The organism is Rhizobium sp. CB3171, from assembly GCF_029714265.1.
Classification (GTDB): domain Bacteria; phylum Pseudomonadota; class Alphaproteobacteria; order Rhizobiales; family Rhizobiaceae; genus Rhizobium.
In genome coordinates, this window is sequence record NZ_CP121652.1 from 1,696,519 (window position 1) to 1,712,256 (window position 15,738).

General features: G+C 60.3%; 15 protein-coding genes and 1 riboswitch. Of the genes, 4 read left to right on the forward strand and 11 right to left on the reverse strand.

Annotated features, from left to right (window positions below; all coding sequences use genetic code 11):
* Window positions 1-214: 214 nt before the first annotated feature.
* Window positions 215-619 carry a cobalamin biosynthesis protein gene (locus tag QA648_RS08340; protein WP_283050808.1) on the reverse strand — a complete coding sequence of 135 codons (405 nt, stop codon included), beginning with the start codon at window positions 617-619 and terminating at the stop codon, window positions 215-217.
* Between the two features lie 166 nt (window positions 620-785).
* Between QA648_RS08340 and QA648_RS08345 the strand changes: the two genes are divergently transcribed.
* Entirely contained in the window at window positions 786-1,571 is a 786-nt protein-coding gene (locus QA648_RS08345; protein ID WP_104823375.1) for a TSUP family transporter, read from the forward strand.
* A 21-nt stretch (window positions 1,572-1,592) separates the two neighbouring features.
* Here the strand turns inward: QA648_RS08345 and QA648_RS08350 are convergent, their stop codons facing one another.
* Both QA648_RS08350 and QA648_RS08355 read right to left on the reverse strand, forming a co-directional pair.
* Window positions 1,593-2,705: a DNA alkylation repair protein gene (locus tag QA648_RS08350; protein ID WP_283050809.1), complete on the reverse strand. Its 1,113-nt coding sequence runs from the start codon at window positions 2,703-2,705 to the stop codon at window positions 1,593-1,595.
* 9 nt (window positions 2,706-2,714) lie between these two features.
* A complete protein-coding gene (locus QA648_RS08355; RefSeq protein ID WP_283050810.1) occupies window positions 2,715-3,032 on the reverse strand; it encodes a hypothetical protein in 318 nt (105 codons plus the stop codon).
* Between the two features lie 72 nt (window positions 3,033-3,104).
* Here QA648_RS08355 and QA648_RS08360 point away from each other — a divergent pair, with 72 nt between their 5' ends.
* Window positions 3,105-3,839, forward strand: a complete 735-nt coding sequence (locus tag QA648_RS08360) for a WYL domain-containing protein (protein WP_283050811.1) — start codon at window positions 3,105-3,107, stop codon at window positions 3,837-3,839.
* Between the two features lie 4 nt (window positions 3,840-3,843).
* Here QA648_RS08360 and cobO read toward each other — a convergent pair whose 3' ends face one another.
* The 7 genes from cobO to cobU are packed head-to-tail and all read right to left on the reverse strand — an operon-like array spanning window position 3,844 to window position 11,108.
* On the reverse strand, window positions 3,844-4,488 hold the full coding sequence (gene cobO / locus QA648_RS08365) for a cob(I)yrinic acid a,c-diamide adenosyltransferase (RefSeq protein WP_283050813.1): 645 nt from the start codon (window positions 4,486-4,488) through the stop codon (window positions 3,844-3,846).
* Window positions 4,485-5,084, reverse strand: coding sequence for a dimethylsulfonioproprionate lyase family protein (locus QA648_RS08370; protein ID WP_283050816.1), 600 nt, complete (start codon window positions 5,082-5,084; stop codon window positions 4,485-4,487). The genes cobO and QA648_RS08370 overlap by 4 nt, the downstream gene beginning before the upstream one ends.
* On the reverse strand, window positions 5,081-8,851 hold the full coding sequence (cobN, locus tag QA648_RS08375; protein ID WP_283050818.1) for a cobaltochelatase subunit CobN: 3,771 nt from the start codon (window positions 8,849-8,851) through the stop codon (window positions 5,081-5,083). Before cobN ends, QA648_RS08370 begins: the two co-directional genes overlap by 4 nt.
* A gap of 24 nt (window positions 8,852-8,875) precedes the next feature.
* Window positions 8,876-9,175, reverse strand: a complete 300-nt coding sequence (locus QA648_RS08380; RefSeq protein WP_283050820.1) for a HigA family addiction module antitoxin — start codon at window positions 9,173-9,175, stop codon at window positions 8,876-8,878.
* A gap of 11 nt (window positions 9,176-9,186) precedes the next feature.
* Window positions 9,187-9,468, reverse strand: a complete 282-nt coding sequence (locus QA648_RS08385) for a type II toxin-antitoxin system RelE/ParE family toxin (protein WP_104823382.1) — start codon at window positions 9,466-9,468, stop codon at window positions 9,187-9,189.
* 57 nt (window positions 9,469-9,525) lie between these two features.
* Window positions 9,526-10,575, reverse strand: a complete 1,050-nt coding sequence (cobW, locus tag QA648_RS08390) for a cobalamin biosynthesis protein CobW (protein ID WP_283050823.1) — start codon at window positions 10,573-10,575, stop codon at window positions 9,526-9,528.
* 5 nt (window positions 10,576-10,580) lie between these two features.
* Complete coding sequence (gene cobU, locus QA648_RS08395) at window positions 10,581-11,108, reverse strand: bifunctional adenosylcobinamide kinase/adenosylcobinamide-phosphate guanylyltransferase (RefSeq protein ID WP_283050825.1); 528 nt, start codon at window positions 11,106-11,108, stop codon at window positions 10,581-10,583.
* 142 nt (window positions 11,109-11,250) lie between these two features.
* A riboswitch (cobalamin riboswitch) is annotated at window positions 11,251-11,649 on the reverse strand.
* 181 nt (window positions 11,650-11,830) lie between these two features.
* Between cobU and QA648_RS08400 the strand changes: the two genes are divergently transcribed.
* Window positions 11,831-13,627 carry a chloride channel protein gene (locus QA648_RS08400; protein WP_283050827.1) on the forward strand — a complete coding sequence of 599 codons (1,797 nt, stop codon included), beginning with the start codon at window positions 11,831-11,833 and terminating at the stop codon, window positions 13,625-13,627.
* Here QA648_RS08400 and QA648_RS08405 read toward each other — a convergent pair.
* Window positions 13,624-15,078 (reverse strand): cobyric acid synthase, encoded by a 1,455-nt coding sequence (locus QA648_RS08405; RefSeq protein WP_104823385.1) that lies wholly within the window; start codon window positions 15,076-15,078, stop codon window positions 13,624-13,626. The genes QA648_RS08400 and QA648_RS08405 overlap by 4 nt on opposite strands.
* Window positions 15,079-15,311: 233 nt before the next feature.
* Between QA648_RS08405 and QA648_RS08410 the strand changes: the two genes are divergently transcribed.
* Window positions 15,312-15,455: a hypothetical protein gene (locus QA648_RS08410; protein WP_162950158.1), complete on the forward strand. Its 144-nt coding sequence runs from the start codon at window positions 15,312-15,314 to the stop codon at window positions 15,453-15,455.
* Window positions 15,456-15,738 lie beyond the last annotated feature (283 nt).

The following is a 15,738-nucleotide window of genomic DNA, read 5'->3' on the forward strand; positions in this document are numbered from 1 at the left end:
GATTTTTCCTTGTTATCCTTTTGACCAGCTTGATCTTGTCCAAAGGCTGCGCCGCAGTTTTTGGGGATCATGCTCCGAAATCACCGGGGCGCACGAGAGCCGTGCTCAGCGAAATGCCTCACCATAGCCGCAGACGCCATTTCTGCAATATCGGATACAATCTCGTGCGAATTCGCCACAGATTGCGGCAAATCGATGCCAATCAGCCGAAAATTCAGCCGATTTTCGCAATTGCGGCGGTAGCAAAATCGGATTTGATTTTCGGAAGAACAAGCTCCGCAACGGGTCCGGCCGCCGCCAGTGCGGCCGCCTCGGCGACACCGTGGCAGCCCACACGCGCAAAGACGAGTTCGGACGGGTTCTTCAGACGAGGCGTCTCGCGCTCCAGGGTGGCCGCGTCGAAAAAATGCAGCGGCAATTGAAGATGAGCGGCCGTTTCTACGATTGCGGGCTCGTTGCTTCGCGTATCGATGGAGGCGACCGCAAGGACCTCCGCGACTTCTATCCCACCCTCCCGCACGGCCCGTTCGGCAAGCAGGCGCACATCGTTCCAGTCCGTACCGCGCTCGCAGCCGAGACCGAGGATGTAGCGGGGGGTGAAAGGATCAAGAGTCGTCATGGGGCCTCAGCGACGGCGGTTATGATTGGGCATAGTCTCCTTTGTCGCGCGTTCGTGTCCACCCCCCTGCCCGTCAATTTCGCCCGGTGTGTCCCTACAGCAATTGCCCTAATGTGTTTGCAGTGCCAGAAGACGTCTCAACTTCACGCCGTCGAGTTCCCCGCCCTTGCAAGACATCACCCTTCACCTGCTGCTTCTGCTCTTCGCCGCTTCCTTCTTTGCCGGTTTTGTCGACTCCATTGCCGGCGGGGGCGGACTTATCACCGTACCAGCCATGCTGCTTGCCGGCATTCCGCCATTGCAGACGCTCGGCACCAACAAGGTGCAATCAATCTTTGGTGCCGCCTCGGCGACTATTGCCTATGCCCGCCAGGGCCATGTGCGGCTTCGCACGCAATTGCCGATGGCCCTGATGGCTGTCATCGGTGGCATGCTGGGCGCTGCGCTGGCGACGATCATGCCCGGCGATGTCCTGCGCATCATCTTGCCGTTCCTGTTGATCGCCATCGCGCTTTATTTCGCCTTCAAGCCCAATCTCAACGATATCGAAAAACACGGCCGCATGAGCGCAACGCTCTTCGGGTTCACCTTCGTGCCGCTGATCGGCTTCTATGACGGCGCCTTCGGACCTGGTACCGGCTCGTTCTTCATGCTCGCCTTCGTCACGCTCGTCGGCTTCGGCATGCTGAAAGCGACGGCTCATACGAAGCTTTTGAATTTCGGCTCGAACCTCGGCAGCTTGATCGTCTTCATCTTCTCCGGCGTCATCCTATGGAAGGTCGGCCTCACCATGGGTCTCGGCCAGTTCCTTGGCGCTCAGGCCGGCTCACGACTCGCCATGCGCATCGGCGCAAGGCTGATCAAGCCGCTGCTGGTCGTCGTCTGCATCGCCTTCGCCATCAAGCTCCTGGCCGACCCGACCAATCCTGTTCGCGTCTGGCTGGGGTTCTAGTATCAGGCGGCTTTGAGGCGCTTACTGGCCCAACACGAACTCCCCGACTTGCATCGCCACGCCATTCACCATTGCATCGATCCGATGGAGACCAGGATAATGTTTGCGCGTCGTCAGGTCATCCAGGCGCAATGCCTTGGAGAATTGTGCCGTTTCACCGGGCGCCAAGGATACTGATGTCAGCTTGAAGACCTTTGGCCTTGCCATGCCGTTTGCCTTGACGAAGTGCACGGCAAAATCGACGAGCAGAGACTGCGCAGCTTCTCCCTCGTTGACGAGGGAAAAGCCGATGCGGACGATGTCGCCCATCTGCGCCTTCGCCGGCATTATCTCCGCACTGCCGACGCGAATGCCTTCGGCGGCGGAATAACCCATGGCCCCGATCGCATCCGCCTCGCCGCGCTTGACGGCAGAGCGCAGCGCATGACGGATGAGGCGCTGACGCTCCTCAGGCGCATCCACGCTCCAGCGGCGCACCGTCTCTATGAGAAGGCCAGGATGATCCTTGCCGATATCGTTGAGATTGTTGGCGACGGAGCGGCGGACATAAAGCTCCGGATCATCCTTTAGCAACTCCAATAGCTCAAGCACCGGCGCCGGATCAGCCTGAAAGGCGCGGAGCCGTTGTGCCCATGGAAGACGTGGCCGCGTACCTTCCGACACCAGCCGCCGGACGTGCACATTGGCGTCGCTGGCCCACATACGCAGCCGCTCCAACGTCTCCTCCTGCCTCTTGTCGAGGAAGGTGCGGACCGAGAATTCAGCGGTAAAGCGCTTCGTCAGCTCATATTGCGCCCGCATGGACGGCTCGAAGTGATCGATGCCGTTGTCGGCAACGAAGATCGTGTGTGGCAGATAAAGAAACGGCGTCATGCCGAAATTGTCGCTGCCATTCATTTCCGGACCCAGCGAGCGAACGAGAATATCGATCGCCTCAGGATAATCTCCCGGCAAAAACACCTTGAGCGTGCGCGCTATCGCTCGCCCACGATCCATCAGTTCCAGCGGCTCGTATCCATCAAGCGTCACCGCAACGAAGCCTTTCCGGTCGAATGCCGGATGCACCGCACCGATCATTTCGGCGATACGGGCCGGCACCTCGGCGCCGAAGCGATCCTTCAGGCGTTCAGCCATGCCATCCCCTCAAAAGCTTCGCAGTTGTTCGAAATGCAGCACGCTGGTGCCGGCATTGGCGGCATCGATCTGCATATGATCGAAATAGTTGAGGCAATCCTTGCTCGCATGCACTTTCGGCAGAGCGGCCACCGCATCAGCATGAGAGCGCCACCAGATGACATCGACATAGCTGCCGTCACAGCCGCGCACCAGTTCGCGGTTGAGATAGCCCGGCTGTTGCATCAGAAAACGATCCTGCATTCTCGCAGCCGCTTCCAGAAGTGCGCCTTCGGATACATTGGCGCGGAGCTTGAACGGCGCCCATTCCATAACTTTTCCCGTCATCGTCTTTCCTCGGGTTCAGTCAAATGCCCGTTGCTTATTGCTTAATAGGACAGATAACGACATATTTCAGCGATGGCGCGCACGGCAGATGGAACAAGGCTGAACAGGCTGGAAGAGCTGAAAGGGCTGCTTCGCGAACGTGAGCACGCGACAGCCGCCGAGCTCGCTGCCGAGATGGGCGTCAGCCTGCGCACCCTCAACCGCGACATTGCGCTACTGCGCCAAAGTGGCCTGCCGATCGATGCCGACCGCGGCCGCGGCGGAGGCATGCAATTGCATCGTAGCTGGTCGCTCGGCCGGCTGCATCTCGATCATCTCGAAACGATCGACCTGCTGCTCAGCATCACTATCGCAGAAAAAGTCGGCTCACCCTTGCTGTTGCAGCATCTGACGTCGATCAAGCGCAAGGTCTCCGCCGCCTTCACCGAAGGCTATCAGGGCCGCATCCGCGACCTGCGCCGGCGCATCATCGTCGGTGCGCCGGCAGCGCTCAATGTCGTCAACAGCTATGTGCCGCCGAGCCGCGCCAATCTTGCGCTGATATCCCAAGCCTTCTTCGAGCAGCGGCAGGTGATCATCGATTACGAGGCCGGCGACGGCGTTGTCACCAGCCGCCGGATCGAGCCGCAATTCCTCTATTTGAATGCGCCCGTCTGGTATCTCATCACCTGGGATCACCTGCGGGATGACATCAGAACCTTCCGCGTCGATCGCATCCGCGCGGCAGAACTCCAGCCGGCAACCTTTCGCATCGGCGATCCGAAGATCTACATCGCCGCCGCGGACCGAAGCGCCTCGCTTCTCTAATTCCTCAGAATTCGACGCCCGGCTGTCCCTTGATGCCGGAGCGGAACGGATGCTTGATCAGCTCCATCTCGGTGACGAGGTCGGCGATCTCGATCAGCTCTTCCTTGGCGTTGCGGCCAGTCAAAACGACATGCGTCATGTACGGCTTCTCCGTTTTCAGGAAGTCGAGGACGTCGTTGATATCGAGATAATCATAGCGGAGCGCGATGTTGATCTCATCGAGAAGCACCATCGAATTGCGCTCGTCGCGAATCAAATCCTTGGCCTTCTCCCAGGCTGCCGCAGCGGCCGCCACGTCGCGGGCACGATCCTGCGTCTCCCAGGTGAACCCCTCGCCCATGGTATGAAACTGGCAGATATCGGAGAAATGCTTTTCGATCAGATCCCGCTCGCCGGTCCACATCGCGCCCTTGATGAACTGCACCACTGCGCACGGCTTCCTGTGAGCGATGTGACGGAAAATCATGCCGAACGCGGATGACGACTTGCCTTTGCCCTTGCCGGTATGGACGATGATCAGTCCCTTCTCGTCCGTCTTCGTTGCCATGATCTTGTCGCGCGCGGCCTTTTTCTTGGCCATCTTGTCGGCATGGCGTGCGTCATCGTTCTTCGGTGCTTCAGTGCCCGTTTCGGCTGGTTCTTCGCTCATTCTGCTCTCCCTGCAATTGTCGATTTCTGCGCCAGTGGCCCGCCACGCCAAAGATAAAGCGCCACCAGCGGTATCCCCTCGGTTCGCATCGCATGGCGAATATCCGAGGGATGATGAATGATTTCGCCTGTCCACCGCGGCAGGAAGGCTTGACTGTCCTTGCTCCACAGTGAGCCTTCCGTCAGCGGAATATAGATTTCCTCGGCGATGTGATGGTGATCCGGATAATGCACATCTGGCCCGAGCAGCAGAAAGCCGCCGGCCATTTCATCGCTGACGAAGTGGCCGCGCGTGCCGAAAAGCTCGACCCAACAGTATCTCTGCAGAAAATCGGCGCCGAAATCAGCGATGTTATAGGTCTGCGCCCAGTGCAATGCGTCTGCCGCACCTACGAGGCTGGAAAACAATTCACTTTCCGCGACATCGGCTGGCCGGTGGAGATCGTTCAGATAACTCACGACCGGCAGACTACGTGCCGCAAGTAACCGCCCGCCCATCCGCCAATCAAAGCCTGCAATGAAACGCCTCAATATGGGATCGCTCCGCGAAGCGACATAGCGCTGGAAGGCTTGAAGAAGATCGTCGACCGCACTCAAGCTACGACCTCCTTGTCAGTCAAAGTCTCCAGATCGAACCGTGCCGAATTGCTGCGTGGCGTCCAGAGTTGGCGATCGATCGCTTCGAGCAGACGCTCTTGCATCTCCCGTAAGGCCGCCGGATTCTTCTCCGCCATGAAATCGCGCACCAGGGGATCGACGACAAAAGCCTGATAGACCGCCTCGAAATGATGATTGCGCACGGCGCCCGTGGTTGCGGCGAAAGCGAAGAGGTAGTCGACCGTGGCTGAAATCTCGAAGGCGCCCTTATAACCATGGCGCATCACGCCATCGATCCACTTCGGATTGACGACACGGCCGCGCACGACACGGCCGATCTCCTCTTCCAGCGAGCGGATAACCGGCTTTTCCGGGCGGGAATGGTCGTTGTGATAGATCGACGGACGAGCGCCCGCGAGCTGCTCCGCAGCAGCCGCCATACCACCTTCAAACTGGTAGTAATCGTCGCTGTCCAGCAGGTCGTGCTCTCGATTGTCTTGATTCTGCACCACCGCCTGAATCGAGCGCAACCGCTCCTCGAACACGCCGCGCTCGGCTTTCCCGTCCTCGCCTGCGCCATAGGCATAGCTGCCCCAGACGAGATAGGCCTCCGCCAGATCGGCGCGACGCTCCCAGCCCTTCTCGTCGATCAATGCCTGCAGTCCGGCTCCATAGGCGCCGGGCTTGGAACCGAAGATACGGTAGCCAGCTCGCCTGCTGGCCGAAGCCTCGTCCAGTCCTGCCGCCTCCAGCCGCCTAATCTCGCCGCGCACGCGTGCCGCGATGGGATTGTCCACGGCATCCTCATCCAACGCCCCGACCGCGCGGACCGCCTTGTCGAACAGTGCGATCTGCTCCGGAAAGGCATCGCGGAAGAAGCCGGAAATTCGCAACGTCACATCGACACGCGGCCGCCCGAGCTTTGCCGGCGCAATGATCTCATAGCCGGTAACCCGCCGCGAGGTCATGTCCCAGACGGGCCTGACACCGATCAAGGCCAGCGCCTGGGCAATATCGTCACCGCCGGTGCGCATATTCGACGTGCCCCAGGCCGTCAGCCCGAAGGAAACCGGCCACTCACCGTGATCCTGCACGTAGCGGCGGACTAACAGCTCCGCCGACTTCTTGCCCAGCTCATAGGCCGCCGGCGTTGGCACGGCGCGGCTATCGACGGAATAGAAATTCCGACCCGTCGGCAAAACATCCGGCCTACCGCGTGTCGGCGCCCCTGAGGGGCCGGGCGGCACAAACCGGCCGTCGAGGCCTTTTATCAAGGCGGCAATCTCCGCATCGCCGCACGCGAGAATGGACGGCTGCAGTTGGGAGAAAATCCCCTCAAGAACCATGTGGGTGTTTACCCAGCTCTCTGGACAGACCATCCCGGGTGAGACAAGTTGAGCGGCCAACAACTCGATACGTTCGACAGTGTCGCCTTGCGTGCGCCAGGGCGCATCGGAGATGTCTTGCAGGATAGAGGGGCGCGGGCCGAGCCATTCGTCCGCCATATCGCAGTCCAGAGGATCGAACGACATAGGCTGCTTCAACGCATCCCGCGCGATCGCCCGTTGCAAACTCTGATCGCCGCCCTCACCCAAGCCGCGCGGTACACGCGCCAGGGCCACCGTCAAATCCGCGAGCAGCCTTCCGGACGGCGAGACGCCGAAAACATGCAGTCCGTCACGGATCTGCATTTCCTTGAGATCGCAGAGATAGGCGTCGAGTTTCTTCAGCGCCTCATCCTCACCTTCGCCCTGGGCAATGCCCGCATCCTGATCGAGGCCGATATCGGCGACCAGATCGAGAATCTGTTTGCGCAGCAGCCGAATACGGCGAGGATCGCCGCCGGAAGCCTCATAGTATTCGTCCACCAGCGCTTCGAGGTCCTTGAGCGGGCCGTAGCTTTCGGCGCGTGTTAAAGGCGGGGTCAGGTGGTCGATGATCACGGCGCTCGCGCGGCGCTTGGCCTGCGTGCCCTCGCCTGGATCATTGACGATGAACGGATAGAGATGCGGCAACGGCCCGAGAATCGCTTCGGGATAGCAGGTTTCTGACAGCGCCAGGGCTTTCCCCGGCAGCCATTCGAGATTGCCATGCTTGCCCATATGAATGACGGCATGCGCGCCGAAAGACCGGCGCAGGAATGCATAGAAAGCGAGATAGCCATGCGGCGGCACGAGGTCCGGCGAATGATAGCTTTCCTTCGGATCGATATTATAGCCGCGCGCTGGCTGGATACCCACCAGCACGTCGCCGAAGTGGGTGAAGGGCAGTGCAAAGGCACCTTCGCGAACATAGGGATCGCTCTCCGGATCACCCCAACGCGCAGTAATCTCGTCCTGAATCTGAATAGGAAGAGATGAGAGGAAATTCTTGTATTCGCTTATAGAAATGGTCTCGCGCACGACCTTTCCGTCGTGGCCGGAATTGGTCGGCCCGTCCATCAGGTGCCGCATGAGCGCATCGCCATCGGCAGGCAGATCGGCAACCGGATACTCCGCCGCCTGCATCGCTTTCAGCACTTCCATCGTGCCCGCCGGCGTATCGAGCCCGACGCCGTTACCAAGCCGTCCGTCGCGGTTCGGATAGTTGGCCATGACGAGCGCCACGCGCCGATCTCGCGGGCGCGTTTTGCGCAATCCCGCCCAATTGGCCGCCAATCGGGCGGTATAGCGCATGCGGTCGGCTGCCGGCTCGCTGGCAACGATATTGGCCTCGACACGATCGTCATAACGCGCCGCCGCCTTGAAGGAGACGGCACGAGCCAGTACGCGCCCATCCACCTCCGGCAGCGCGACATTCATGCCGAGATCACGTGCGGAAAGCCCTTGTGACGAAGCATCCCAAGCCTCTCGCGATGAAGCCGAAAAGATCGCCTGCAGCACGACGGCGTCACTCGCCTCCAATACGGTCGGCTGCCGATCCGCGCCCGGCGCCGAAACGGCAAAACCGGTCGTGTTGATCACGACATCGGGCTTCAGCTCGCCGAAAACGCTTTCGAGAATACCGACAGAAACCGGATCCTTGAGGCTATAGGCAAAGACCGGCAATGGCCGCATGCCCTCGGTGATCAGCGCCTCTATCATGGCTTCGACCGGCTTGGTTTCACCGCTCTGCACGAGGGCACGATAGAACGAAATAGCGACGGTCGGGGGTTCAAATCCCTCTCCCGCTACCATCGAAGATGCTGAGATATTTCTCCACTCCTCGGTCCCAATCACGCCCCTGCCCGGCCACCAGATCCCCGCCTTCATCAACGGAGCGGCCGGCGCCGGTTTTTCGGCGCCCGACAGCAACGCCCCGGCGTAGCCGAGAAAGTCACGAGAATTCGCGTCGCCGCCTTCGATCAGATAGGACCAAAGCGCGTTGAGGTCCTCGAGCGCAACATTGGAGAACGGCGTCAGCCCGGGATCAGGCTTGGAATCTCCCGGAAGTACCGCGATAAGCGCACCGCCGCGTACGGCGCAGGCATGCAACGCCTCGAGCGCATAGTGGAAATAGCTGGCACCGCCAAGCGCCCTGACGATAATCAGCTTCGCATGCCGAGCCGTCCGTTCGATATAGGTATCGACGGACATCGGATGCTTGAGGCTCATCAAGCTCGCAAGCCGCAACGAATAGGCGGCTTCCCCCTGCCCATGGGCGGCAGCTATCGCCGCAAGCTCCGTATCGGCGGCCGACAGAAACAGGATATCGCCCGGCGACTGGCCAAGATCAATCGCCTCCTCACCGTCGCTGATCGTTCCCTTTTGGGCTAGGAGGAGATGCATGCCGCCCCAATTCGTTTCATTGATTTAAGCCGCTTCAAGCGGCTTGATGGCCGCGAATACATCGCTCTTTTCCGCTTGCGCGATCGCGAGATCATAACCCGTTTGCATCGCCATCCAGAAATCTGGCGTCGTGCTGAAAAACCGCGCGAGCCGAAGTGCCGTATCCGCCGTGACCCCGGTCTCCTCCGAAACCAGCCTCTCAATACGCGTTCGAGGCACGTTAAGATGTTTCGCCAAAGCACCGGCGCTCATCGTCAATGGCTTCAGATACTCCTCCCGCAAGATTTCACCCGGATGGATCGGCGGAAGTTTGGTCTCGGTCATGTTACGCTCCATCAGTGGTAATCCACGATCTCAACATCACGCGGTCCAGCTTCGGTCCATAGGAAGCAAATGCGCCATTGGTCGTTGATTCTGATCGAATACTGGCCAGAACGATCACCTTGCAAACGCTCCAGCCGATTGCCGGGAGGCGATCGCAGGTCGTCCAGCACAACCGCATAGTTCAATATCGTCAGCTTGCGTTGCGCGGAACGAACGAGGTCGGCTGGAAAGCCCTTTGGCACGTTTCCTGAGGCCACAGCTTCGGCGAACTTCCCCTTGTATGAAACGATCACCGCTATCTCAACTTCCGCCTAAGCAGTATATCCAATGTATCACGACCTGATACAAAATCAAGCTAACTGCTCGATCGCCTTGCGCACGATCTCCTCGTCCATCTCGTGCAGCCCAATCACCACAAGCCGCGTCTGACGCTCTTCGCCCGGCGTCCAGGCGCGGTCGAAATAATGGTCGATGCGGCTGCCGACGGCCTGGATCTGCAAGCGCATCGGCTTGCCGGGCACATCGACAAAACCCTTGAGGCGCAGGACATCGTGTTCGGCAATCACGCCCTTCAAGTTCTCGATAAAGGCAAGCGGATCGGCGATCGGGCCGAGCTCGACGATGAAGCTGTCGAATTCGTCATGATCATGCGGTGCGCCGTCCTCGTGTTCCAGCTCGTGATGTGATTTGCGGTTGGCGATATCGCCTTCGGTGCCGATGCCGAGGCCGAGGAGGATGGCGGCCGGAACCTCACCATTTTTCGCTTCGATGATCGTCGGCTTGCGGGCGGTGCGAGAGGCAACTTCGGTACGGACGCGACCAAGGCCAGCGACATCGATCAGGTCGGTCTTGTTGAGGACGATAAGATCGGCGCAGGTCAATTGATCCTCGAACAGCTCCTCGATCGGGCTTTCATGATCAAGCGATTCGTCTTCGACACGACGGGCTTCGACAGCATCGTGATCATCGGCAAAACGGCCGGCGGCGACAGCGGCGCTATCGACCACGGTGATGACGCCGTCGACGGTGACCTGGGTGCGGATATCCGGCCAGTTGAAAGCAGCGACGAGGGGCTGCGGCAACGCCAGACCGGAAGTCTCGATGACGATATGATCGGGACGCGCATCACGCTCCAAAAGCTTGGTCATGGTCGGGATGAAATCGTCCGCGACCGTGCAGCAGATGCAGCCGTTGGTCAGCTCGATAATGTCGTCCTCGGTGCAGTTTTCCGCGCCGCAGCCCTTCAGCACGTCGCCATCGACGCCAAGATCACCGAACTCGTTGATGATCAGGGCGATCTTCTTCCCGCCGGCGTTCTGCAGGAGGTTGCGGATCATCGTCGTCTTGCCGGCGCCAAGGAAGCCGGTGATGACGGTGGCGGGAATTTTTTCCTGGTTCATGCGGATCAACCCTTCATTTTCAGCGGCAGCCCCGCCGCGATAAAATAGACTTCGGCGCTCGCCGCCGCGATCATCTGGTGCAACCGGCCGGCATGATCGCGAAACTCGCGCGCCATACGGTTTTCAGGCACGATGCCGAGCCCGACCTCATTGGAAACGAGGACGAGGCGTGACTTTGCGCCCGGTAGAAATTCGGTGAGAGCGGAAAATTCCGCCGCGATGTTGCGCTCGGCCATCATCAGGTTGGTGACCCAAAGCGTCAGGCAATCGACGAGAACAGCGCGGTCCTCGCCGTCGATCGCCGCCAGCCGCGCCGTAAGATCGAGCGGCTCCTCATGCGTCGTCCAGAGAAGATCACCCCGTTCGGCGCGATGTTGTGCGATGCGATCGCGCATTTCGTCGTCCCAGGCCTGGCCCGTCGCCACGTAATGACGATCGAGGCCGGTATCCGAGATCAGCGATTCGGCGAATCGGGATTTACCGGAGCGTGCGCCGCCGAGAACAAGAACGGCGCGGGACGGTGAGGATAGCATCGGCTATTTCCGCCCCGACACAAAGGCGACCGCGGGCGCGATGCCGCCAAAGCCGCAAAGCAGGCGCCTGCGCGCCCAAAATTCATTTCGCGCCATGACAACCTCCGTGCTGGCAGCCGAGACATCCGTCCCTGGGGTGGGCCTTGTGCCCGGCACGTATGGCAGGTCTCCTGGCTCGCGGATGAGGCGCAGCAAGCGGGGCAAACCGAAATCGGTCGCCTCCGCTCCTGCACCAGCGGATCTCCCTCGCCTTCCCGGCAAACATCATGAAAAGGCGGACGATTCGTAGAATTAGAGGCGTCCAGCCCTGGTTGATCATGATGCCACGCCAGTGGCTTTTCCGGCTCGAAGCTGCTTTCACCTGCCCGCACCACGCGGACCATCAGCAAAATACCCCCCAAACCGGATGAAAGACCCTGACCGCTCTACAGTCGCGGGGTCGGCTGTGATGAGAACGCCCGAGTTGGGTCCGCCCCTTCACATTCCCTTTTCATCCCATGCGACAGATCGCCGCTCGGGAACCATTCGTTATGCCGCAATGATTAGGCTTTCGGTCCCGGCAAGTCAATCAAGGCCGGCCGATACGACATCGGCTGTCCTAACGGCGAAATATGCATAAAAGTCGCAGCGGTTTGGCGCTCTTTTTGCCGTATTTCTTTGATGTTAGGAGTTTATAGAAGCCAAGCACGTAGCTTTGAGCAAAAAACTGTCGTCTGTTCCCCATGTTACAGAAATTCCAACCGCGCCGCCTCGGCGTCTTCTCCGCCCTATTCGATCTTGGTCGGTTCAGGGCATTGCTGCGTCGTGGCGAATTGGGGCTGGTTTTCGCCGGCGCCCTGGCGGGAATAGTCTCCGGTTGCGCCGTAACAGCGATGAGCTTTGTCTCGCGCAAGCTTCACAGCGCCATCTATGGGATCACCGACTATGAGCGCCTGAGTTCGGCAGCGGTAGCTATACCAGACAAGTCGGTGCTTCTGATCGCGCCCATAGCCGGCGGCATCATCCTCGGCATCTTGCTCTATATATTGTCGCGCACGCGCAAGAAGCCGATGGTCGACCCGATCGAAGCCAATGCGCTGCACGGTGGCCGTATGTCGCTCACCGATAGTATCCTCGTTGCGGTGCAAAACCTGATCTCGAACGGTTTCGGCGCGTCGGTCGGGCTTGAAGCTGGCTACACGCAGCTTGCCGCCGGCATTGCGTCGAAATTCGGCTATAAGATGCAGATGCGCCGCGCCGACCTGCGCATGCTCGTCGGTTGCGGCGCTGCCGGCGCCATCGCCGCCGCGTTCAATGCGCCGCTCACCGGCGCCTTCTACGCTTTCGAGCTGATTATCGGAAGTTATTCCATCCTCACCCTGACGCCGGTCGTCGTCTCAGCGCTGATATCGACCATGATCGCAAGATTGCTCGCCGGTGACGACTTCGCCATCGACATCGATCATTTCGGTGCGATCGTCCCTGCCGACTATCTTCCGGCTGTCCTGCTCGGTGCTTTCTGCGCCGGTATAGGCATCCTGATCATGCAAGGCGTCGCCTGGGTCGAAGAGTTTGCGCGCAAGAGCTCCATCGCGCCGCCCTTCCGTCCGGCGCTCGGCGGCCTTGTCGTCGGCCTGTTGGCGCTGATCTCGCCGCAGGTTCTGTCGGCCGGCCACGGCGCACTGCATCTCAACCTGTCGACAAATGTGACACTCAGCGCATTGGCCGGACTTTTCATCCTGAAATCCCTGGCCTCCGCCGTGTCGATCGGATCCGGCTTCAGAGGCGGCTTGTTCTTTGCGTCGCTGTTCATGGGCGCGCTGCTCGGCAAAATCTTCGCCTATTGCGGCCCCTATTTCGATCACGCCACACTGACGCCGGCCGTCTATGCCGTGGTCGGCATGAGCTCGCTTGCCGTCGCCATCATCGGCGGCCCCTTGACCATGACCTTCCTGGCGCTGGAGATCACCGGCGATTTTCCGATCACCGCCCTGGTGCTCGCCGCCGTCATTACCTCGTCGCTCGTCGTGCGCACCACCTTCGGCTATTCCTTCGCAACATGGCGCTTCCATCTGCGCGGCGAAAGCATCCGCAGCGCCCATGATGTCGGCTGGATCCGCAATCTGACGGTCGTCCGCATGATGCGCCCGGACGTCCACACGGCTGATGTCAACACGAGCATCGAGGAATTTCGTCACCGCTTTCCGATCGGCTCGGCGCAGCGCGTCATTCTTATCGACAAGGACGAGAAATATGCCGGCATGGTGCTGATGCCGGACATTTATGCGAGCCCGGTCGAGAAGGACGACGAGGAACACGGCCTCGCCGATTTCATCCGCCATCGCAACGATTTCCTGCAGCCGCAGATGAACGCCAGGCAGGCCGCCGCCCTGTTCGACCAGACGCAAAGCGAAGCACTCGTGGTGATCAACGACCTGATCGAGCGCAAGGTGATCGGCCTGCTCACCGAGAGCTATACGCTGCGCCGCTACAGCGAAGAACTCGACCGCCGCCGCCGCGAAGTGTCGGGCGAAATTTAGTACACGAGGCTGTCGAGCCAGGCCGGATCAAGCACCGCTTCCAGCTCCGTTGCAATCTGGTCCAGAGCCGCCTCGACGCCGGCGCGGTAATCCATCCGCTCGCCGGTCAGGCCGAAGCTTGCAAGCAGCTTTGCCCGGTAGGCGTCGCTGGTGAAAAGCCCGTGCAGATAGGTGCCCATGATCAGGCCGTCGCTGGAAAGCGCACCATCCGGCCGGCCGTCGATCATCGTCGAGGGCCGGTCGCAATCGGTGCCGCGAGTCACGCCGAGATGGATTTCATAGCCCGAGAGCGGTGCGTCGTATTCCCTGGAAAAAGCCACGCTGTTGCGCAATGTCTTTTCCGGCGCCATCTCGGTCTCGACATCGAGCAGGCCAAGCCCCGGTATCTCCGTCACCGATCCCTCTATGCCGAGCGGATCATGCACCACGCGGCCGAGCATCTGATAACCGCCGCAAATGCCGATGACGCGGCCCCCGCGGCGGACATGATCAGCTATATCCTGATCCCACCCCTGCGCCCGCAAATCCATCAGGTCGCCGATGGTCGATTTCGAGCCCGGCAGGATTACGAGTCCTGCGTCCGCGGGCAACCGCTCGCCAGGGCGCACGAAGACGAGATCGACATCGGGCTCGGCGCGCAGCGGATCGAGATCGTCGAAATTGGCGATGCGCGGCAAGACAGGCACTGCGATCTTCAACGCGCCATCCGAGCCGCGCGCCAGCCGCTCCAGCACAACCGAATCCTCGGCTGGCAGCCGGCCCGCCGCCTTTAGCCAGGGCACGACGCCATAGCAAGGCCAGCCAGTGAAGCCCCCAATGGCATCCACCCCTTCGCCGAACAGCGAGATATCGCCGCGAAACTTGTTGATCAGGTAGCCACGGATCATCCGCCGGTCTTCCTCGGGCAGGATATGATGGGTGCCAACCAGCGAAGCGATCACGCCCCCGCGATCGATATCGCCGACGAGCACGACCGGGACATTAGCGCGGGTGGCAAAACCCATATTGGCGATATCGCCCTTCCTGAGATTGATCTCGGCCGGCGAACCGGCGCCCTCGACGATCACCAGATCGGTACCGGCGCGCATGGTCGCAAAGCTTTGCAGCACGGCGCCGAGCAATTGCGGCTTCAGCGCCTGGTAATCCCTGCCCTTTGCCTGCCCCCAGACCTTGCCCTGCACGATGATCTGGCTGCCGGTTTCTGATTGCGGCTTCAGCAGCACCGGGTTCATATGCACCGATGACGGCACGCGCGCGGCCAGCGATTGCAGCCATTGCGCCCGGCCAATTTCGCCGCCGTCCTCGGCGACCGCGGCATTGTTCGACATGTTCTGGGGCTTGAAAGGGCGCACCCGAACGCCCCTGTTGGCAAACAGCCGGCAGAGTCCGGCGACCAATACCGTTTTTCCGACATCGGAGCCGGTCCCCTGCAGCATGATCGCCTTCGTCATCCGTTATCGCTCCGATATGGCACTACGACCGAAAACCCTGGTTTCGCCTTGATTCTGCCGCGATGATTAACAGCGAAAAGCCGGATCTGCGAGGCAAAAAAGCATCACGTCCTCACATACTCTATTTGCGACATTCGATGACGACTTCATCCATTGTTCGGCGCACTGAAGAGGATTATCTCCGTCGCCAATCAAACAACGAATGCCGGTCGATCCGGCCCGAGGAAACCCCGATGCTCTTCATCTTCAACAACAAGAATTCCATCCAGATCGCCTGGAATTCGAAACTGCCGTCGCGCCGCCCCGAGAGCCGCCTGCAGCAGCTCGATACCCGCTTCGGCCCGATCGGTTTCATCCGCACCTACAGCGTCGGTTGATAGGCCGTCAAGGCCGCCAACCGACCGCACATCAAGCCGCCATGCGAGGGCATAGGCGGCTTTGCTGTTTCCGCCATTCAGGTGCGCCGTGGTCCGTCCGCACCTCGGGAATATCCTATATCGATTCTGCCTGAGACCGTTAGCCTAAGCCCAAAACGCGAAAACCGCGCGATCTCCAGATCGACGCGGTTTGCCAAAAACGCCGGCTCGCTTGCATTTCACACTGCAAGGCTCGCTTCCTCCGGTACGCACTACCTGATCCGGAGAGGCAGGTTTGTCCCCC